Annotated in this window: 18 protein-coding genes and 1 pseudogene; 11 read left to right on the top strand and 8 right to left on the bottom strand. The window is 47.2% G+C overall.

The window, feature by feature from the left end; translation table 11 throughout:
* Positions 1 to 25: 25 nt before the first annotated feature.
* From HQRW_RS02865 to psmA, 4 genes are all read left to right on the top strand, one after another.
* Positions 26 to 877 carry an RNase P subunit p30 family protein gene (locus tag HQRW_RS02865; RefSeq protein ID WP_014555392.1) on the top strand — a complete coding sequence of 284 codons (852 nt, stop codon included), beginning with the start codon at positions 26 to 28 and terminating at the stop codon, positions 875 to 877.
* On the top strand, positions 861 to 1,469 hold the full coding sequence (locus tag HQRW_RS02870; protein ID WP_014555393.1) for a class I SAM-dependent methyltransferase: 609 nt from the start codon (positions 861 to 863) through the stop codon (positions 1,467 to 1,469). The genes HQRW_RS02865 and HQRW_RS02870 overlap by 17 nt, the downstream gene beginning before the upstream one ends.
* A 96-nt stretch (positions 1,470 to 1,565) precedes the next feature.
* Positions 1,566 to 2,111, top strand: a complete 546-nt coding sequence (locus tag HQRW_RS02875) for an Rpp14/Pop5 family protein (protein ID WP_014555394.1) — start codon at positions 1,566 to 1,568, stop codon at positions 2,109 to 2,111.
* Positions 2,112 to 2,115: 4 nt separating this feature from the next.
* Positions 2,116 to 2,868, top strand: coding sequence for an archaeal proteasome endopeptidase complex subunit alpha (gene psmA, locus HQRW_RS02880; RefSeq protein ID WP_011570798.1), 753 nt, complete (start codon positions 2,116 to 2,118; stop codon positions 2,866 to 2,868).
* A 359-nt stretch (positions 2,869 to 3,227) separates the two neighbouring features.
* Here psmA and HQRW_RS02885 read toward each other — a convergent pair whose 3' ends face one another.
* Together HQRW_RS02885 and HQRW_RS02890 are read right to left on the bottom strand one after the other, a co-directional pair.
* The gene (locus HQRW_RS02885; RefSeq protein WP_011570799.1) at positions 3,228 to 3,578 is read right to left on the bottom strand and encodes a helix-turn-helix transcriptional regulator; all 351 of its coding nucleotides are present in this window, start codon (positions 3,576 to 3,578) and stop codon (positions 3,228 to 3,230) included.
* 475 nt (positions 3,579 to 4,053) lie between these two features.
* A complete protein-coding gene (locus HQRW_RS02890; RefSeq protein ID WP_014555395.1) occupies positions 4,054 to 4,902 on the bottom strand; it encodes an NRDE family protein in 849 nt (282 codons plus the stop codon).
* Between the two features lie 643 nt (positions 4,903 to 5,545).
* Here HQRW_RS02890 and HQRW_RS02895 point away from each other — a divergent pair.
* Complete coding sequence (locus HQRW_RS02895; protein ID WP_014555396.1) at positions 5,546 to 5,851, top strand: hypothetical protein; 306 nt, start codon at positions 5,546 to 5,548, stop codon at positions 5,849 to 5,851.
* Between the two features lie 126 nt (positions 5,852 to 5,977).
* On the opposite strand, the gene HQRW_RS02900 is transcribed toward HQRW_RS02895, so the two are convergent.
* Together HQRW_RS02900 and HQRW_RS02905 are read right to left on the bottom strand one after the other, a co-directional pair.
* Positions 5,978 to 7,351, bottom strand: coding sequence for a geranylgeranyl reductase family protein (locus tag HQRW_RS02900; RefSeq protein WP_014555397.1), 1,374 nt, complete (start codon positions 7,349 to 7,351; stop codon positions 5,978 to 5,980).
* 1,019 nt (positions 7,352 to 8,370) lie between these two features.
* The gene (locus HQRW_RS02905) at positions 8,371 to 9,765 is read right to left on the bottom strand and encodes a phosphohexomutase domain-containing protein (protein ID WP_014555398.1); all 1,395 of its coding nucleotides are present in this window, start codon (positions 9,763 to 9,765) and stop codon (positions 8,371 to 8,373) included.
* 148 nt (positions 9,766 to 9,913) lie between these two features.
* Between HQRW_RS02905 and HQRW_RS02910 the strand changes: the two genes are divergently transcribed.
* Positions 9,914 to 10,195, top strand: coding sequence for an acylphosphatase (locus HQRW_RS02910; protein WP_011570804.1), 282 nt, complete (start codon positions 9,914 to 9,916; stop codon positions 10,193 to 10,195).
* A 279-nt stretch (positions 10,196 to 10,474) separates the two neighbouring features.
* Here the strand turns inward: HQRW_RS02910 and HQRW_RS02915 are convergent, their stop codons facing one another.
* Positions 10,475 to 10,927 carry a hypothetical protein gene (locus HQRW_RS02915; protein WP_014555399.1) on the bottom strand — a complete coding sequence of 151 codons (453 nt, stop codon included), beginning with the start codon at positions 10,925 to 10,927 and terminating at the stop codon, positions 10,475 to 10,477.
* Positions 10,928 to 11,015: 88 nt separating this feature from the next.
* On the opposite strand from HQRW_RS02915, the gene mvaD reads away from it, so the two are divergent.
* The 3 genes from mvaD (at position 11,016) to HQRW_RS02930 (ending at position 13,845) form a co-directional block, all read left to right on the top strand.
* Positions 11,016 to 11,990 (top strand): phosphomevalonate decarboxylase MvaD, encoded by a 975-nt coding sequence (gene mvaD, locus HQRW_RS02920; RefSeq protein WP_014555400.1) that lies wholly within the window; start codon positions 11,016 to 11,018, stop codon positions 11,988 to 11,990.
* Between the two features lie 37 nt (positions 11,991 to 12,027).
* Positions 12,028 to 13,275: an NAD(P)/FAD-dependent oxidoreductase gene (locus tag HQRW_RS02925; RefSeq protein WP_014555401.1), complete on the top strand. Its 1,248-nt coding sequence runs from the start codon at positions 12,028 to 12,030 to the stop codon at positions 13,273 to 13,275.
* Between the two features lie 126 nt (positions 13,276 to 13,401).
* Complete coding sequence (locus tag HQRW_RS02930; RefSeq protein WP_011570808.1) at positions 13,402 to 13,845, top strand: methylglyoxal synthase; 444 nt, start codon at positions 13,402 to 13,404, stop codon at positions 13,843 to 13,845.
* A gap of 863 nt (positions 13,846 to 14,708) precedes the next feature.
* Here the strand turns inward: HQRW_RS02930 and HQRW_RS02935 are convergent.
* Entirely contained in the window at positions 14,709 to 15,197 is a 489-nt protein-coding gene (locus tag HQRW_RS02935; RefSeq protein WP_014555402.1) for a DUF371 domain-containing protein, read from the bottom strand.
* 964 nt (positions 15,198 to 16,161) lie between these two features.
* Between HQRW_RS02935 and HQRW_RS02940 the strand changes: the two genes are divergently transcribed.
* Positions 16,162 to 17,085: a coiled-coil protein gene (locus HQRW_RS02940; protein ID WP_011570811.1), complete on the top strand. Its 924-nt coding sequence runs from the start codon at positions 16,162 to 16,164 to the stop codon at positions 17,083 to 17,085.
* 348 nt (positions 17,086 to 17,433) lie between these two features.
* Positions 17,434 to 18,543, top strand: coding sequence for a DUF373 family protein (locus HQRW_RS02945; protein WP_014555403.1), 1,110 nt, complete (start codon positions 17,434 to 17,436; stop codon positions 18,541 to 18,543).
* A gap of 673 nt (positions 18,544 to 19,216) precedes the next feature.
* Here the strand turns inward: HQRW_RS02945 and tnpA are convergent.
* Both tnpA and HQRW_RS02955 read right to left on the bottom strand, forming a co-directional pair.
* Positions 19,217 to 19,582 (bottom strand): annotated as a pseudogene (tnpA, locus tag HQRW_RS14800) (IS200/IS605 family transposase); the annotation flags it as partial.
* A 461-nt stretch (positions 19,583 to 20,043) separates the two neighbouring features.
* On the bottom strand, positions 20,044 to 20,238 hold the full coding sequence (locus HQRW_RS02955) for a DUF7333 family protein (RefSeq protein ID WP_014555404.1): 195 nt from the start codon (positions 20,236 to 20,238) through the stop codon (positions 20,044 to 20,046).
* Positions 20,239 to 21,086: the final 848 nt, after the last annotated feature.

The raw sequence follows: 21,086 nt of genomic DNA on the forward strand, positions 1-21,086 counted from the left end.
GCGCATATAATATATTTTCATATCTATGTATGAGGCGGTTTATGTGTATCCTGACAGCAAAAGCACAGTCACTCGGTGTGCACATACCGCTGATCGATACGGTTATGATGGAATTATCACCCGTGCTATCGACGCTGAGCCGGACTTCGATCAAATTCGTACAGCCATGGATAATGGGTTCAGCACCGACTCAAATACACATACGACTTCGACCCCTAACTCAGAGCCGAGATCTGAGTCGGATGAACAATCAAACATAGATACAATTACCTCTGGGTTACAATCCTCTGATACCCACTCAAAATTATCAACGCCTGACATCGTTAATGGCGTCGAGATTGTCAGATCCGACCCGCAACACGCAAGCGGAGTTCTTGGAAACGAACGCTCCCAACGAACGATTGTGGCTATCCGGGGTGGGACGGATGTATTAAATAGATTTGCCGCTGAACAGCCGCGTGTCGACGTACTTACCAAGCCATTTATTGGATCAAATAAATCTCGCACCGGCGATATCAATCATGTTTTGATCAAAGCTGCTGTGCGGAATGAGGTTGCAATCGAATTGAATCTTGGACCTACTATTCGAGCGGAGGGTGGGCGTCGGATTAAACATATTCAGCGACTCAACAAATTAAAGCGTCTTATTGACCATTATGACGCACCATACGTTGTCAGCGCCACTCCAAATTCACATCTTGAATTCCGCACGCCACAAGAACTTGCCGCAGTTGGTGCTGAGATTGGCCTTGGTGAGACATGGGTTTATGATGGATTCACCGCGTGGGATGAGATCATTACGCGAAACCGACACCGACGCTCCGAGTCGTTCATAGCCCCAGGGGTTGAACATGGTCGATATGAAAAAAACGATTGATGAGCATGCGGAACGATTTTCTGAGGCGGCATCAACGTACGATGATGAACAGGACTCAGAGCCATACCGCATGTGTGCACAACAGGTTGTCAATCACGCTGCACCGACATCATGTGACACTGTGCTTGATATTGGGACTGGAACAGGGGCAATTGCATTTGAACTTACATCAGCAGCAGATCGTGTCATTGGTCGCGATATTAGCACAGGGATGCTTGACCAGGCACGAATGAAGGCAGACATAGAGAATATTGAAAATATTAGCTTCGCTGAGGGTCGATTCCGTGATCCAAATGTTGACTCTGATATCACTGTTGACATTGTTACCTCAAATTTTGCGATGCACCATCTCTCAGATGATGAGAAATGTAATGCGATTACAGTTATTTCAGCGCTTGAGCCTGATCGATTCGTTCTGGGCGATGTGATGCTCTTTGGAGCAGCTAATCCCGACGAATCATTTTATGATCCATCTGTTGATGATCCAGCAACGGTTGGGATACTTGCTGATGCACTGACCGATGCTGGGTTTGTAATTAGCGAAGTCGAATTTGTGCATGAGCAGGTTGGTGTTCTTGTTGCTGAACAATGACGATAACTCGGTTATTGCCCCTGTTTTAATGAGCTCAACCGATCTGGTCTTATTATCTTTATTAATATTGATATTAATATTGACACTATTATTCACATGAAACATCTTCCAAAACATCTCCGCCCACGATGGCGCTATCTGGCCGTTGCGATTGAATCGTGGCCACACGCAAGTATCGATCGAGAGACATTCCAGCGTGAATTATGGTATGCAGCACAGAATCTCTATGGTGATACACAAAGTGCACACACCGACCTTGCAGTGTTTAATTTCGAGTTTTCAGATGGTCGTGGAGAGACAATTATCCGAACGCGCCGTGGTACTGAATCCCATGCACGCACAGCAGTCGCATGCATTGATGAGATTGATAACTATGCCGTCGGAATTCGCATTTTGGGCATTTCAGGGACCGTCCGAGCCTGTGAGGAAAGGTATTTTAATGCGCGGACCGGAAATAAACAAGAGAGCAACGTCGTGTTCGAGAACGAATCTCGACCTGCCGTCATTCGCGAGGTATGCGTTGATATTGCAACAGGCAATATAAACACCACCGGTAACACTGATACTGATACTGATACTGGCGCTGACAGCAGTCGCAATATAAATACGTTCACGGGGGCGACGAGACTCGACTTCGAGTGATACTATGCAGGGACAAGCCCAACAGCAGGCATACGACCGTGGAATCACAATCTTCTCACCTGATGGTCGTCTCTATCAAGTCGAATACGCACGTGAAGCGGTCAAACGTGGAACAGCAAGTGTTGGTATTCGAACACCTGACGGCATTGTGCTCGCCGCTGATAAGCGTTCACGCTCGCCGCTCATGGAACCGACGAGTGTTGAGAAAATACATAAAACCGATGATCATGTCGGCATCGCGTCTGCCGGTCATGTTGCTGATGCTCGCCAACTTATTGACTTTGCCCGTCGACAGGCACAAGTTAATCGCCTCCGGTATGGCGAGCCCGTTGGTATTGAAACACTGACAAAAAACGTCACAGATAATATTCAGCAATATACACAAGTTGGCGGAGCGCGCCCATTCGGGGTTGCACTACTCATCGGTGGTATTGAGGATGGTTCTCCCCGACTTTATGAAACAGATCCATCTGGAACTCCATATGAATGGAAGGCTGTCTCAATTGGCGCTGATCGTAGTGATCTTCAAGAACATCTTGAGGAAAATTACACTGAAGAACTGAGCCTTGACGAAGGGGTTGGACTTGCGCTTCGCACGATTGCAATCTCAAATGACGATGAACTAACCGCCGCTGGGGTTGATGTTGCGACTGTTGCGAGTGATACTGAAGAATTCATTGAATTAACAAACGATGAAATCTCAGCCTATATCGCCGATAATGATCTTGAACCGGCTGAAGAGACAGACAGCGAGTAAGCACGTAGCTACCAATATTGATATTCGTATTCTTGATTCTTAATGCTTAATGATTAATATAGTGGGTTAATAATGAAATCTACCGAGATAGCAGTCAGAGTGCCCCAGCGCTTTGATCTGACCCCGAAGCAGTCCACATTTCAGTGACATCCATGGATTTACTGTAAGTATTTATTTTCTGATAGTGATTAGTGTAAGTCTTTACCGCCGTGATTATTCGTGTCGGTAATAGGAGCTGCTGAACCCGCGTCATTTGACACCGCCGGTGAAACTATTCGAGGTAATCACTATGAGACAGTGATAGGATACCTCAAAATATCAATACTGATATTCCTCACTCCAGCAATATTGTCAAGTGATTATTCATCATACGCCAGATTCATTAACCATTGTGAGAAGGCATCACTGTTTGCGTTGACTTCCTCCTCACCGATAAATGGTGAGAGCATATCGCCTGCCATCAGCATTGAGAACTCAAGTTCGCGAGCGGCTGGCTCAAGATGATATGTATTATGCCCATTGTAAACGGTCTCTTCGCGTTCGATAAATCCTAATGTGGCGAGTCGATCTGCGATTCGACTTCCTTTTCGTGATGAAATATCAAGCTCTTTCCAGAAATCGCTCTGGTGAATGCCGTTTGTCTCTCGAATAAGTTCAAGTCCCTTGAGTTCATCCTTTGAAAGATCTGCCTCAGCAGGCTCAACACTCATGATTGATTTATTCACTGCAACTCTGTTAAACCTAACGAGCGTAGATACAGTCCTAATATTGGGTAAACAGATTAAGACGAAGCAATCGAAGCTCTCAGGTTGACTGCGCACAAGGATTCAGATATGAGTGATATCATTAGATGTCAGTCCTGTAATAGTGTAGTCGAATATGACTCGGATACTTACTGGGCAAGTTGCTCAGAATGTGGATGGCGAACACCGATTAGTGCTGGCGCGTGCTAACTATATCAGTCGTTGATACTGTCATTTCTTCATTCGTAATGGAATAGCACATGAAGTATCAAAACTAGATCTGGGACATGCCGAAGTGACGCCTGTGGAGACTAGAATCATCATTGAGTGGACTCAATGAGAGTCCGTTGCTGCGAGTTTTCTCAGTGAGCCAGGAAGCCTCGGGACTTGATTCTGAGGTGATTCACCCTACCCCTACCAGTGATCCGATGTACCTCCAGTATCACGGTGTCCTATGTTTATGTCCCGTATGAAGAGTTTTTTCAACGTGTTCAAACATCGTCGTACATGGCGGACCATCAGCGTAGTGATATGTACCTTTTTTATCAGCACGTAGTGTGATTAATGATCCAGAGACAGTCCCAAACGACTGTGATTCATTATGTATGCAAACTCCAAACTTATGATTACTAAGCATATCCGCAGCCCGATTTCGCCACTTAGTGGCAGTGGCTGCCGTATGGGCATATTCGCTCAACTGATTATGAATTCGCTGTGCATTGTTTGTTTGTGCTGCTACAACTCCTGAATCACGATCCGTATCCTCAGGGTTCATATATCTGTCATTTCTCCCGACATTGACAACGACATGGACTCCCGGATCAATCTGAGTTATATCTAATGCGCCGTCCCACTCAAACGTCATCGCCATTGGGTCACGGTCGTCATTCCAGCCAACATCAGCAATAAGAAGATTGAATCCATCATATGCATGTTCATTAATAGCATTCTTAACGGCTGCTTTCGGATTAGTTGGACCATGTTCAGTAAGTAACTCAGTGACGAGTTGTCCTCGAGACCGACGGTCATTATCGGTCATTTCATTATTATCATCAGTATACGACGGTACTGATGTCCACCGGTTGGTAAGCCCAACGAATCGACCAGCAGCATTATACCCTATCCATGTTCCTCCAGCACGACAATCCTGGGGTGCTACTATCGCTGGATGATGAGTATCATTTGTGATTGATGGAGGATCTGATGGTCGGTCATACGATTCATCACGATTCGCAGCAACAACCAGTGGTGCGTCTGTGAACATGCGCCATGCGAACGTCAGCGTACACACATTCATTGATATGATAGCTTCGGTAATAATGGTCGCGCTATCTTATAATCGATATGAGTTTGATAGACATCTCGACAATATTATTTACGTCAGCGAGTCCAATCATGATATCCTCTCAGCGGTAAACGGCGGAGCTTCCCACACGCGGAAACCTGTTAGGTCGGAAAATTTATGATTTGAGATGGAATGCTGGTCATGCTACGCTACCGTTACTAGTATTCATCGTCGAGACACATGGCGATTCAGTGTTATTGTGTGCTTTCTGCATCCTGTTCGCCTGATTCATAGGTGGCTTCCACGATCAAAAGATAATCCCAATACTATCTCGGTAGAAAAGGCAGGGAGACCGCTTCAGCTAGCACTTTTGAGCTACAGATTGACGAAGATATCAAATACGATTCTATTAAATCCAGCTGACGTCTCAGTTCGTGAGTAATTCTATTGTATAATAATGTCTGATTTTGGAGTGTCAAACCCATTTTTACCGATCGAGGGGTGTAAAATAGAGATAACACAGTCATCGGTTTTTATCTGGAGGAAATCCACACAGTTAAGATATATACGACACATATAGAGAAATATTGTTCATATAACCACCTAGAGGACAACACTTAAATCTCGTCCAGACGAGTTAACAGGTGACATGATAGATAGACTTGAAAAAGAAGTAGATATGCTGGAACGTCACTTGCAGGTTCTTAGGATGGTTATCGACAGCGAGCCCATCGGCATCGTTAAGATGTCGAACGAAACCGGCTATCCACATCATAAGGTTCGATATTCTCTGCGTGTTCTTGAAGAAGAAAGTCTCATAGAACCGTCTAGTCAAGGTGCAATTACGACTGAGCAGACTCATGAGTTTGTTGATGAACTCGATGAAAAACTTAATCATATTGTCGGAAAGCTCGATGAGATGAAAATTGAGGAGACGGTCGAGGTCGAAGGATAACGTTCTCTTGAAACTGCGTGATAACTCTGCTCTGGTAGCCTAAGGCGACGTATTTATATCGATATACTAAATTTTATGAATAGACTATCTCTGGTTATTTGACGTTTTCATACTTTTATCATTAATTCAATACTTCACATCGGCTCCTGTCACATCGTATATCTGGTCCATTACATCATCACGTGCGGATTTCCAGCTATCAAGCGCCTCCGGACGACTTGGGTATCGCTCATACTGCCCCATGAGATCATCCGCAAGATTCTTTGTTCGATAAAAGTTCAGAATCTGCCCCCAATGACCATACGAGTTCTTGATAGTTTTGAGAATCAACAACGGACTAAACGACGTTGTTCCTGAGTATAGGGCTTCAGCCAATTTCTCACCAGGAAGTGATGCTAAAAGTCCCATGAGGTCATCAACATCAATCGCGGTTGAAAGCACATTATATACATCTAATCCGGCAAACCGGGTTCCGAAGTCTCCCATCACACGTTCATTATATTCCCATAGTGATGCTTCGCTCACATCACCCTCAGAAATAGCTGTAACTGCTTGCTGTCCAGCATACATTCCAGCAAAAGCTGCCCCGGCGATCCCACCACCTGTCGTTGGATTTACATGCCCAGCAGCGTCGCCAGCAGCGATGAATCCAGGGGCAACAGCAGAATCGTACGGACGACGGGTTGGGAGTGAAGCACCGAGTTTATCTTTGACAGTCGCATTATTGAATTCTGAGCGTTTTCTAAGATCGCGTGCAAGGTCATCAACCAGATTCATTGGCTCCTCGCTCATCTGGAATCCAAGCCCAGCATTGATTGTTGTTTCAGTCCGCGGGAAATACCATAGATAACCAGCCGCTCGCTCGGTTGGCTTGAATACCAATGCATCGTCCCACTCAACAGGCTCTTCAACCTCAACAATCTCACGATATGCCGAACAGAACTGTGAGTATGAGACATTCGTATCAAATGTTGTATTACTGAAATCAGCTTTATCTTGCAGGATAGACAGTGCACCTGCTCCATCAATCACAATATCAGCGTTGTACTCAATGACATCATTATTATTTGTTGCTTTCACACCAACAACGGTCCCACTATCATTCTGCACTACATCCTGTACAACAGTATTGTACTGAAACGTTGTCCCAGCCCTTTCTGCGCCTTCGATTAGTCGATTACCATATTCAAGACGATCAATAACAGCAAGTTCACCCGGAACGGGGATTTCAAGCACTGTCTCCTCTTGAGGGATTTCAAATCGACCGTGATCAACACCTGTGTTGGTGAACGCTGAATCAAGTTGTGATTTTGGGATTGCCTCAGGGAACTTATCTGCACCCTTTAATGCGTCACCACAGGCAATGTGACCTGCCTCTGCAGCAGTCTTTCGCTCGAGAATAATGACATCAAGTCCGGCATCAGCAGCTGTCGCTGCAGCATAGCATCCGGCTGTCCCTGCACCGACAATGACGATGTCATGCTCCTGTGAAGCACTCATACCTGTTCGTCTCATGTCCGCAGTCAAAACTCTTTGTTGTTATAGGCTGAACAGGCGCAATCCAACGCCGTTTAACATCGTGGATACGCGCCGTCGGACGGGGACGGGGATTTTTTGATCTTTTCCTCGACAGTATTATGTATTGATATATCGGGACGCTGGCTACGATCTTAGTGCGGCCACATGCCCGAAAATTGGCAGTTCGCGTGTGAGTATCCACCGAGACTGGAAACAAGATATGCTCTTCAGGGAATCAAATAACAGGCGACAAGCAATCATCAATATAAGTAACTCCGAGTCTGGTGAACCCGAGTGCCGACTACCGACCACCGCTCCCGTAGCAAAAACAATATGTGAACGTGTTCTTGGGTGAGGATAGGAGTACGAGGGCTGAGATGTGGCACTCTGAAGAGGTTGCCCCTTGCCCGGTTGCATACCAATTTGCACGGTGTGTGAGCTTGGCAGTTTGTGAAACTGCACCTGAAATCCCCAACTCAGCGGTGCGGTACCGTGGCAGTCCGGCGTCTTCAAGCCAGGAGGATGTCAAGATCAAACATCTGATGTAATATCAACTATTGATATTAGTCATCAGATACTATATCTGATATGTATATCTATAGGCGGAGCAGGGCGAGAACCCCGGTGGTCGGGGTTGTTCACCTTAGAGAGTTGCGTGGATTGGAAAATAGAAAATGACATGTCTCAATTTCAGCTGTTGTTCGACTCGAGTATTTCTTATTCAGGCACTCACCTCGCCTAATTAATCATATATCCGATTATATTCCCTATTTTTCTTATCGCGCAGTAATATGTCAGAACATCAATATGGTGCTTTTCCATTCAATTAGCTAGCTATCCGGAGATCATTTTGATTGTATGGACTCATACGATAATCAACAGTTATCTTAAGCATATCAGTGATAATCATCAACCTACTAATACCTTCATCCTGAATAGTAGTTTTGAGTTCTCACCGGTATAGAAGGTGGATACGAGATGTCTCAGTTCACTTTCAACAGTCATTCGGGTTGACTATCAACAGTATCAGTCGTATCCACTGCATTAACCGCAGCTGATACAGTTGTTATTGCATTTTGGGTAAGCGAGTCAATCGTTTCCGGCGTGGCTTCAGCGTACACGCGAACGTATGGCTCCGTTCCTGACGGTCGGATAAGCGTCCACGCATTGTCTGGAAACGTAGCGCGGATGCCGTGCTCTGTTTCAATTTCTGCATCAGGGAACTCCTCGGCTGCTGTCTGTTTTAGATATTCCATCACCGCTGATTTCTTTTCATCAGGACATTCGAGGCTTTCCTTGCGATATGGACGTTCACGAATCGGTCCTCGAAGTGTTGGAAGTCCATCTTCTGCAATGAGCCGCGTCAATACCGCTGCAGAAGCAATAGCGTCAATCCATCCGCCGAGCGCTGGGTGTGAATGCTTCCATGGCTCACCCGCGAAGACAACATCTCCACCTGCTATTTCAGCATCTCTGATGCCTTCATGTAATGATCCTAACTGAACGCGCTCAATTCGACCATCTGCTGCCTGAACATGTTCGTCGATTCGAGCTGAGGCGTTCGGGGTCGTGACGACCACTGGATCTGCCACATCGCTTACATTAACAAGATGTGCTGCAAGGATTGCAAGAACAGTATCTTCGTGTACAACTGCCCCATCTCGATCAACGATAACAAGACGATCGGCATCACCATCATGCCCAATACCAAAATCAAACTGTCCGTTCTCTACGATTGTCCGGAGGTCTGTGAGTGATTCTGCCGTTGGCTTTGACTCTCGTCCTGGAAAGTGCCCATCAATAGCGCCATTGAGCGTCACTACCTCTGCGCCCATTCGATCAAGAATCGGCGGTGTTGCAAGTGCTCCAACACCGTTTCCACAGTCTACAGCTATTGTAAGCTCTGCTGGTGTCTTCCCGTACTTATTTGCATATGTCAGCACTGTATCCCGATATCCTGAGATGATCTCTGCATGAGCGGTTGTTCCCCATGTCTGCCATGAAACTGGCGTGTTCTCAGCAGTCACACGTGACTCGATTATTTTTTCACGATCTCGAGTGTATTCTGTTCCCTGTCTAAAAAGCTTGATTCCGTTATCGGCTGGTGGATTATGTGATGCGGTGAGCATTACCCCATATTGTCCTTTTGAGGCGTATGCCAACGCTGGTGTTGGAACAACACCCACACGGGTCACATCGACGCCAGCCGCGAGCACCCCAGACTCAACAGCAGCAGCAAGTCCTGGTCCACTCGTCCGCCCATCACGCCCGATAACGACCTCAGCATCCTCCGCTGCAGCATCTACCCCAAGCGCGCGCCCAATCTCTAGTGCCAATGATGGTGTGACCGTCGTTGTTACATCACCACGGATCCCGGCAGTTCCAAATAAACCCATATTAATTATTCATTAGCCTATCAGTTATTCAACCCACGCTTCCACGGTGACTATTCGGGTCAGACATATGTATACAGGCAGTTACTTTGACTACTTATAACCCAGTTGAGCGACAGAATAATCTGGTTGCTCACAGTGTATTCATATCATGAGCGAAACTCGAACACGGGCACATGTGTTTGTCTCTGGAACTGTCCAAGGAGTCTTTTATCGTGCATCTACTCGCGATGCGGCTCGTGAACGCGGCGTCAGAGGGTGGGTGCGAAATCTTGATGATGGTCGTGTTGAAGCAGTCTTTGAAGGACCTGAGTCTGCAGTTGATTCTCTTATTGAGTGGTGTCACACTGGAAGCCCTGATGCAAGTGTTTCTGATGTCTCTGTGTCATATACAGAGCCTGAAGGAATTGATGGCTTTCATATCCGGCGATAGATCAGATCACAAAAATAACATATCATTCGATTATATGCTGAGCAGGCGCAATACCACGGCCTTTAGTACTCCATGAAACATCTTGAACTATCGGTCCTACGCAACAGTATCAGCAGCTACTCTATGACAAGATTTTGAATTGAATTCCTCAATAAGTTTTCAGGAGCACCACACGCGGAGGAGGATGTCAACTGTGCGGTCAACTATCTTTAATCAGCGAGAGAATCCCGCCGTTCACGGCGGGCAAGGGTGTCACTACAAACACATGAGTCTTTTATACTACTCCCATGATGTGTCGATAATATCGAGTTCACTCAATGTATCGAGGGTTATCCACGCTTCAACATAATCTCGCGTCTCAATCATTGGGTCATGCTCATACTCATCAATGGTCTCACGAGCTTCTGTAATTAGCCGCGATTCGAGGGTTGTCTGATCTGGTTCATCTTTTGTCCCAGCAAGGAGTGCCTCGAAATCTTCTCGAATATTGAATGATGCACGAGCAACATTGCATCGACCAAGTGGATTCATTTTCATCTCAGTTACAAGCTCAATAATGAGTTTCCAATCATCCGCGCAGAAATGCACTGATACAGTTCCAACAATATCGCGCCAAGCGACGGACCCGGCATTTTGCATCAACATAATTGAACGTGGTGGAATATCGACTCGCACGGCTGTATTGGGGTTATCACATAAACAACATGGCTGTGTTGTCCGACCGGTGTACATAGGTTATATACACAATTGAACGATATCTGTTTCTCGTTATATAATTATTATCGGGATATTTAACCTCGCGTCTCTCCGCCCTGTTGATATGAAAGCAACTGCACGTGCCCACCCAATACAGGGACTGATTAAATATCATGGAATGCGAGACAGTGACAAACGCTATCCCTACCATGACAGTATTAGTGTTTGTACAGCACCAAGTGCAACAACAACGACTGTTGAATTCCAATCTGATGCTTCTGGGGACGTGTATATAATAGATAACGAACGTGTTGAGGGGCGAGCAGCAGAACGGATTGATGCTGTTGTAGAGCATGTCCGTGAGCGAACTGGAATTCGGGACCCCGTCCGATTGGTCTCAACAAATTCATTTCCCTCAAATATTGGGTTTGGGTCCTCTTCATCCGGATTTGCCGCGGCAGCAATGGCACTTGTGACCGCTGCTGGAGAAGAACTTACGCATCCAGAAATTTCAACAATCGCTCGGCGAGGATCATCGTCTGCTGCCCGTGCCGTGACCGGCGCATTTTCACAATTATACTCTGGAATGAACGATACCGATTGTCATGCTGAACGGATTGAGACCGATCTTGATGCGACCGTTCGAACGGTTGCAGCGCACGTTCCTGCATATAAAGAAACGGAGGAGGCACATCGTGAGGCCGCACAGAGTCATATGTTTGATGCGCGTTTAGCACACGTCCATCATCAAATTGATGCGATGCGTGATGCACTGTATGATGCTGATTTCGATCGGATATTCGAATTGGCTGAGCATGACTCGCTATCATTGACAGCAGCAACGATGACTGGTCCTGCTGGCTGGGTCTATTGGCAGCCACAAACGATTGCAGTGTTCAATACTGTCCGCGAACTCCGTGAGCGTGAGTCAATCCCGGTTTATTTCTCAACTGACACCGGTGCGAGTGTCTATGTGAATACAACCGCCGCACACGTAGATACTGTTGAATCTGCAATTTCCGATATTGGTATTGATACCGATATCTGGACTGTCGGTGGACCAGCAACGGTGCTCTCTGCAAGTGATTCGTTATTTTAATCCGTCGGGCTATGCCGCTTGAGGACATCGCATCAATATGAACGTCACCGTTTTCGGCGCCGGATATGCCGGTGTGACACTTGCTCAGCAGCTTGAATCATCACTTTGTTCAGATATCGAATTGACCGTTATCGATGATTCTGACACGCATCTGCTCAAACATGAGGTTCATCGTGTTATCCGCCGCCCTCGTGTTGCAGATATTATCGAGGTTCCACTTACTACTCTTTTTGACCGCGCGACTGTCCAAACGGCTCACATTCAGGACATTGATATTGAAACACAAACAGCACAGCTCAACACTGGGACGACACACGAGTATGATTACGGCGCGATTTGCCTTGGCTCTGTTACTGCCGATTATGACATTCCAGGTGTTGCAGAACATGGACTTCCATTGAATACAACTGCAGATGCATTAGCAATCCGCACTGCCTTATTTGAAGCCGCAGGTGTCATGTCTACTGCTGATTCCTCCGCAGAGATATCGAATCCTCGCCAGCAGTCACCCTCTGATATCAACATTAACCCACAACAATATGATGCAGTACCCACGAACGATACGAGCCCTGTCGACATCGTTGTTGGTGGGGCAGGGTTATCAGGTATACAGACTGCTGGTGAGCTTGCAGCATTAGCCAACGAAGCCGGTATTCAAACGAATATCACGCTTATTGAGCAGCAGCCGACTGTCGCCCCAAACTTTCCTGAGAACTTCCAGAGTGCTGTTAGTGATGCACTCAGTGATAACGGTGTGAGAACATCAACAGCAACGATAGTTGAGCGTGCATGCGAGAATATCGTCAAGACCGACACTGGTGAATTTGACGCTGACATATTTGTCTGGACCGGTGGTATTCGCGGCACTGATGCGATGGATAAGAATCGACCAACGGTCCAGAGTGACCTTCGCGCTGGGACACGGACATTCATCGTTGGCGATGCTGGTCGCGGAATTGATGCTGACGGTGAGTCGATACCAGCCTCAGCGGCGGCGGCTCTTCGGGAGGCTCGCACTGTTGCAGACAATCTCTCTCAACTCGTTGAATATGATATCAACGGTGGCGGTGGATTTGAACCGCGTCTAGATCCGTATCGATTTGAAGTTCCAGGATGGATTGTCACCATCGGTGATGATACAGTTGCACAATTGGGTCCTGAGGTACTCACTGGATCTGCGGCAAAAGCAATGAAGGCGTCTGTCGGCGCTGGTCATCTTAGCTCAGTTGGTGCTCTCACTCAGGCTGCAGAGCTTGTTGATGCTGAAATTCGATCTTCAGAATAAAAGACTCTGATCTTATTGTACTCGCATATCTGTCAGCTGATGAACTATCGACCTCGTTTGTTTCACTAATTTAAATGATTGTTTCGAAGCGTTAATATTCTTACTCCCGCATAAAACAATGTCAGTATGCGCCTTGCACTAATCGCTCATGATGAGAAGAAGCCCGATATGATTGAATTCGCTCGTAATCGCCAAGATGATCTTAAGAGGTTTGAGTTGATGGCAACCGGAACAACTGGCAAACGACTCAAAGAGGCTACAGGACTTCCGATTGAGCGCAAACAGTCAGGTCCGATTGGCGGTGATATGCAGATCGGCTCTGAGATTGCAAGTGGCACCTGTAGTGGCGTTATCTTCCTTAGAGATCCACTGACTGCACAACCGCACGAGCCAGATATCACTGCACTCCTTCGGCTATGCGATGTTCATGATGTCCCACTTGCAACAAATCTTGCGAGCGCAGACGCTGTTCTTGATGAGCTCTGTGCTGTCCTCACCGGCGAGAGTGAACTTGAACAGGCAGATGAGGCTGGTTTTGAGATTGAATCTGAGACGACTGACAGCGTTTGATATCAACACCCAAACGATCCGCAAAATATGCAATCATAGTATATGATTACGACTGCAGATCAAGTGAGTTCGACATCCTCCGGCGGCTGAAAACGCGGGTATTATTCTTGCATTCTATAATATAATTGATATTCTCCTCCGCGTAAACGTGGAGGAATCCTGAGCGTAAGCATTGGAGATTTCAGGTTTGCAGTTCCACCGAACGGCACGGTGAGAATCCGTGTGGGGTTCACGGACTGTGGCGAGTCGAGTGGGACTGCTGGGAGTGACACATCTCAGCCCCCGGTACTCCTGTCCTCCATCGTGTTCGGACTCCCGGAGTTGGTTGTGCCTCGGGGAGTGCGGCAGATTTCGACGGACTCGGAGTTACTTTCTGCGGTGTTTGCAAGCAGTCGGGCACTGCAACTGCATCTGCATCGGTTCAGTATATTATATGAACCGACCGTTCACCTGACTGGTTCCGATTACTGTCTGAGTGCTTGGGGCGGACAGGCCGCCATCGTCGGAGTGAGCGGAATCGCCCTATTTTGATCTGATTCCTATCTATAGATAGGCTTGCCTATCAATTCAATCTCCGGAGTCCCAAATCTCAGCGTGGCTATTGCAGGGTAGATTTCCTCTGGGGTGTCGGATTCATCCTGTGGCTGAACCCGCAGGTGTTCTGCTTGACCCTGTATACTAAACTACCCTTATTGACTTTGATAGGAAAAGCGCCCAGTTGGGGGTTACACACTCAAAACCGTATTACACAATCACGAGTTGATGCCCTCTCAGCGTCCCATATGAAAGTGTGCTTTTGAGAATAAAGGAAGCACATGATGTAGAGGCTCATCATCTCATCTCAGTCCTATCGTTGGAAGAGATCAATCTGCTTGGATTGTGACTGATAATTCTAGTGTGAGCTTAGCACCTGTTGTTAACGCATCAATCATGTCCCGATCAATATCTGCAGCAGCGGTATCACCGTCAACAAGCACTGTTCGGTCGTCGGTATATGTGCTTGTGCGGGCAACATGGCTCCGATTATTATCAAAACTCAACTGTGGGCTCCCAGATCCGGTTATTTTTTCAGTATGTGTTCCGACTGCCTCAGATTCAACCGTAATCGTTGCTGTTATGATTGCATTTGGGCTTTGACAAGCCTGAATAAATTCAGTGTCAAAATCGGAGGGGACTCGATCTGCGTCAATACCAAGAATGCAATCACCAGCGGGTGTGAGCCAATCATCACTTGTCACTTCAAGCGTGCTTGCGTGCCTCGCAGAAACATTGGTATGACCCTGTGCGTGAATGACCTCTGAGAACTCTTTTGTCTCAGTTGAGTGATTCTTATTCTCCGATTCGGTAGACATTGAATGAATTGTGTGACCCAGTATATTTAGCAGTTTTTAGACGCTGAGACCCAATCCTCAAGCAACAACGCAACAAAGCGAAGCGCAGGATAGCGGGGATACAGCGTCCTCATCATCTCAAATACTATCCTGTTGCAATCCCACAGCCCCACGAACAATACGGTTAGTCTAATACAATGTCTCTGATGTAGCGACAGATAGACACGAAAACGAAGCCCACGAAGGCACCGAAGATGAGATTAAAGCCACTGGTACCGGTGTTCACGTTCACGCCCCGAAGAACTGGTGCAGTGCGGACATGAATATTGTCCAATCGTGTCCTGCGTGTGGGTTCAGGATGGATATAGGTGCAAACGCGCCAATCAACATTTTTCTCGTGGTTTCGAAAAGCGAGGACTGCGAGAGTCCGAAGCTACGACGCCTGTGGAGACTGCGCTGCCTCTGTTCACAATCACTGGCGCATCAACGTCTGTGGATGGAACATACATTGTGAAGTACCTCGGGGTCAAGCCCCGAGGCACTCTGCCTGTTAATCTGTAGAAACAGGAATTCACACCCTACTCAACTGCTGATTCGGCTTCCGTGAGAATAGGGTAATTCACCTCATATGACCGATTTTGATGCCACCTTTGTTTATATACATATCATAATTCTCCGTGTGAGTCAGTACCACGTACTTGACGCCTTGAGACGGACATATTCGCGACCCTACGCTACCAAAGCAATTAAATATCGATGGAATATATGATACAATACCAGAACGCCTCCGGCGTTCAGGCGGAACAGCACGCAGGATGATCGGAAATTCTTACAGCAGTGTTCGCAGACCTACAGAGGTGCGATCTTCTTTTATTACTCAATCAGGGCTGCATAGTTCATTGAATACAGTATCAACACTGACAATTGTATTCAATACGCGACCGCCACGGTCCGGAGCGGTGATGGTATCGAGGTTTAATTACGCATGGTAACGAAAAATAGTGTTGTTGAAACACACGATGTAGAGTCACTCAAAGAATCAGATAATATCAGTCTCACCGATAGTAAACTGGATAATGGGTCAAAGGGACAGCTAATCAAAGTCGCCGGTCAACTCCGTGATCGGCGAAACGATCTTAATCAAATGGCCTCAGAACGGGCTTCACTACGCGATGAACTAAATGCGAAAACGCGTGAGAAGGTTGATGAAGCTCAGAAACATCGTGAAAAGCGCGATGAACTGAATGAACAGGTTCAAGAGCACAAGGACAAGCGAAATGAACTCAATGCAGAAGCCAATGAGTTGTTCGACCAAGTCGAGGAAATGAAAGCTGAACTTGAACTTGATGAGGGAAAAAATATTGAGGAGCTTGAAGATGAGATTGAGCAACTTGAGTTCCGCCAACAGACTGAGGTCCTTTCTTCGGAAGATGAGCGTGAACTTATCGAAAAGATCGAAGACAAACGCGAGCAACTTCAGCAGAAAAAACAGAAAGTCGAAGATAGTGGTGAACTTGACTCACTGAAAGAACAAGCGGAGGAAGTCCGCTCAGAAGCTTCTCAGCATCACCAGAAAGTCACCGAGCTCGCTGATAACGCACAAGAACATCATAATCAAATGATTGAGGCGTATCGCGAGGCTGATGATATTCGCGATGAAGCTGATGCTATGCACGAGCTTTTTGTTGAGGCACAAGAGACAGCTGATGAACATCATGAGGACTTTGTTCGCGTGCAAAAGCGCCTTCGTGAACTCGATAAACAAGAAGAGCAAGAACGAGAGGATGAACGCACCGAGGAGCGCGAGGCTGCAAAAGAAGAAGCTGAAGAAATCTATCAGAAGTTCAAAGAAGGCGAAACCCTCGATACCGAAGACCTGATGAAACTCCAAAAAACAGGTCTACTCTAAAGAACACAGCGAGAGTTCCGCGGGTCACCCAACCCGTAGTGCGTTATAAATGACGAACTCAAAAGAAATACCCTATCTGTCGGTGCTTCTGAAGTAGACCGATCGCATGGTATATACTGACCAACCCCGACCAGAAGAGTTGGGCTCTTCTCCCTGCTCCGCCTATAGAGGTTGATTTTGGATTTATCACTAACCAGGCGACAAGACACTCTTCTTCAGGGAGCCGCCACGGGCAGCGAGTAAACAGGGTAGTTCACGAGTCTTTATTTTCCTACTATTCATATATAATTCAGATTACGGTCATATTTTGAGGAAAGATAGATACGATGGTACAATAATAACGTACACGTGAGCACGTTAGTCCTCTGTGTCGACCGATCAGATGATGTCGGTCGTGTTTCAGATTTTGAGACTCCTATCGTCGGATGGGAGGCTGTTCAATCATTAGTGACAGAACTCGGACTCGTTGATCCAGAGGATTCAAGTGTTAATTGTATTCTTGAGGCACTCCGCGTCACTCGGAAACTCCAAGATGATGATGCCGACCCAACAGTCGCAGTCGTCTCTGGAGGGAGTGGCTCACTTGTCGGTGCTGATCGATCGCTTGCAGCAGAATTAGATACGCTCGCTGAGAGATATGATGCAGAGTCAGCGATTGTCGTCATTGACTCTGCGAATGATGAACAGGTTATACCTGTCATTGAAAGTCGAATTCGTGTTGATTCGGTTAATCGTGTCGTAGTCAGACAAGCCCACGATATCCAATCAACGTATTACCTTCTTAAACAATTCCTCGCGGATGAGGAACTTCGCACAACAGTGCTCGTTCCGCTTGGTACGACACTGCTATTTCTCCCTATTCTTCTGATACAATTTCCACCGACTATTGCACTTGCTGGATTGACTGCGCTTCTTGGTGCCGTATTATTATACAAGGGACTTGCAATTGATCAGTATCTTGAAGAAGCACCAGAACAGGTTCAGACAGCACTCTATTCCGGTCGTGTCTCAGTTGTGACGTATGCGGTTGGTGCTGGACTTGCACTTGTTGGCGTCTTTCTCGGTGCACTTGCAATCCCAACGACGGTCGGTGCTGACTCTGTTATTGTCCAATCAGTGCAATTCGTTTATAGTGCTATTCCGTGGCTTGCACTTGCGGCGCTCACTGTTAGCGCTGGTCGCCTGCTTGATGAATTTATTGAGAGCGAGCGTATCACAACACCATACTTGAATCTCCCATTTGGGGTTGTTGCGCTCGGATTTGTCGTTCGTGGCTTTGCCGGATGGTTTCTTCAGCGCGAGACTATCCTTACTACTCCAGAAGTTTTCAATTATGTGATAACACCACAGCAACGACTCGCGACATTCATTATCGTTGGTATTATTATCAGCATTATTGGTGTACGTGTTGCAGCGAGTGTTAATAATCAGACAGATGATGACCTTACACAGCATTAATCATCATATTGCCACTCACTCGAGTGTGAAAATCAGACTCATAGATGGTACAGGCGCAATACCACACCGTGTAGTAGTTAATAAAAGAACTGTGTGCTTAATTAGACATGCATCGGTCAGGGTAGTTCTCTCGCATCGAATTAGTGAATCAGTTCACCCAGAAGTTTGTTGAATCATTAAACGGCGTGGATACACGCCGTCATACTGTGGTTTCCAACCGGTTTTGCTGGACAACGGCGCATTGGCTCTGACACCGATGTAGCCGAGTGCCCGAAAGGTTGCGGTTCGAGTGTGAGTGTCCGCCCACGCTGGAAACAGGGTGTGCCCAACGCGGGAATCAAACAACCATCGGGCTATCGTCACCAATACAAGTAACTCCGAGTCCAGTGAACCCGAATGCCGACCACTGACCACCGCTCCTGTGGCACAACCAACACAGGGACTTCGCCTCGGGTGAGGATAGCGGGGGCTTGGCACTCCCCGGAGATTGCCCAGTGACCGGTCACACATCGATTCCAACGGTGTGCTGGCTTGGTATTGGGAGTCTGCAAAGCAAAACCAAAACCAAAACCCAAACCTGGACCTGACACTCCCGACCAAGCGAAGCGGTACGGTGCCGTGATCCCTCCCGCCTTCAGGTGGAGGGGAATATTAATTATCCGCAATATCTCATCTAAATGAAAAACAGCGTGAGTTCCGTCTCTTCGATATCCTCGTTAATCACTTCCTCCGACACCGCACCTGTCGTTCCCACGGAGTATCCAATCTTCTAGAATCCGCCACCACAGAAACAGGACTCTCGAATCTTGGGATCCTATTCCAGTAGGTGCTTGCCGGAGGCCGACCTGAACTGCCGATCAATATCCGCTGGACTGTGCTTCGAGCCAGTTTGCATAAACAAGTGCACGTGGTCGTCTTGGTCTGTCGTCTCCAACGCCAGAATTTTCTGTCCAAAGTGGTCGGCAGTCTCACTAAACGACTCCCTCACATTCATATTTCCTTCCAGTACGTCAAGAACCGGATGTCGATACTTAGGACATCATATTAAACTCGATAGTAGCGAATCGAATTACCAGACTCACAAAACCCAGCCACATTCGGTTGGTGCGTCTGTCTGGGTCGGGGCACGTAAGCCGCCCACCCTCATCCGACTCGCTTGCCAAGCAAGGACTGCTAGTGCACGGCTGAGAGAACCAACAAAAGTCTCGGGTCACCGCGCCCGAGGTTGTTTACCTGCTCAAAATCGGGATTCCTGCAGAATACATATACATAACATCAAAAGAAAAGCTATGCCTGTCAGCATACTGGGCACAGATCGTATATTTTGATATTCAAGATACGTTCAAGCGCACGGACGAGTGATACCTGCATCTATACCGATATCGAAGTTGGAGCTATGGTGTCAAGCGGGTCCAAACGCGCCCTGCGAGCGCAATTTATATTTCATCTGCGATAGAATCCTTGCTGTTTGCCGAGCACGACATATGGCGGATGAAGATATCACCTTGCTGTTGTCCGATACTCGCCGTGCTTAACACCGATTACCAAACAAAGAAGTCCAAACACAAGCATCGATGGAGTTACCATCATTAATACAATCTGTGCGGGCATCATCTCGGTCAGAATCAATCCTGCTGTCCCAAGCGCGACGATTCCCACCAGGGCACCACCTGTTATTCCACGATTAAATTCCATGTTCCAGCGTTGCATCTCCGACGACAAATCGGTTTCTGATTATGAAAGACGAAAGAGTAGAATCCCGCTTTTCAGGGCGGGGACATATCCGACAGTCGATAACATAATCCACCGACAATAACCCACCAAATTTGGAATCCTCAATCTTATTCGGGGATCGATCATACGATATAATAATGGGCTTCCCTACGCACGGTACGACTGTTTCACAGTCCACTGTTCTTCGACCAGCGACGATGATGGGAAGACCCAGTTGTGTGCACGTCCTCGGTATTGACATCCTCCTCCGGGTTCACGCGGAGGAATCCCGAGCGTTGGGAGTTTCAGGTTCAACACTCCCACCGAACAACCAGCCAGTGCGAATCTGAAGGGTTGTTCGCGGTCTGAGACGGGTGCGGGGGCGGGTGGGACTGCTGGCGGTGCCAAGCCGCCGGTACTCCTATTCTCGACCATGTACGGCGTCCAAGCGCAAGCGTTGTTTTTGCCGCAGGGACGCCGGCAGGCGTTAGCAAACTCGGAGTTACTTTCTGTGGTGTTTTCAAGCAGTCGGGCACTGCAACTGCATCTGCATCGGTTCAGTATCGGAACCGACCGTTCACCAGACTGGTTCCGATGATTGTCTGATTGCTTGGGGCGGACAGGCCGCCATCGTAGGATTGGCGGGAATCGCTCTGTTTCCAACCGATTCCTGTTTTATGGTGTGATTGCCTCTCAGTTAAATATGTGTATTTTGAAGTTTGAATCGAGCGACGATAGTAGGATTTTGGAGGGCGTGACGGCGCGTATCCACGGTCTGAAGGCCGTGGTATTGCGCCTGCTCAGCATATAATTAGACGACTCACATTAAA

Source organism: Haloquadratum walsbyi C23, from assembly GCF_000237865.1.
Lineage (GTDB): Archaea > Halobacteriota > Halobacteria > Halobacteriales > Haloferacaceae > Haloquadratum > Haloquadratum walsbyi.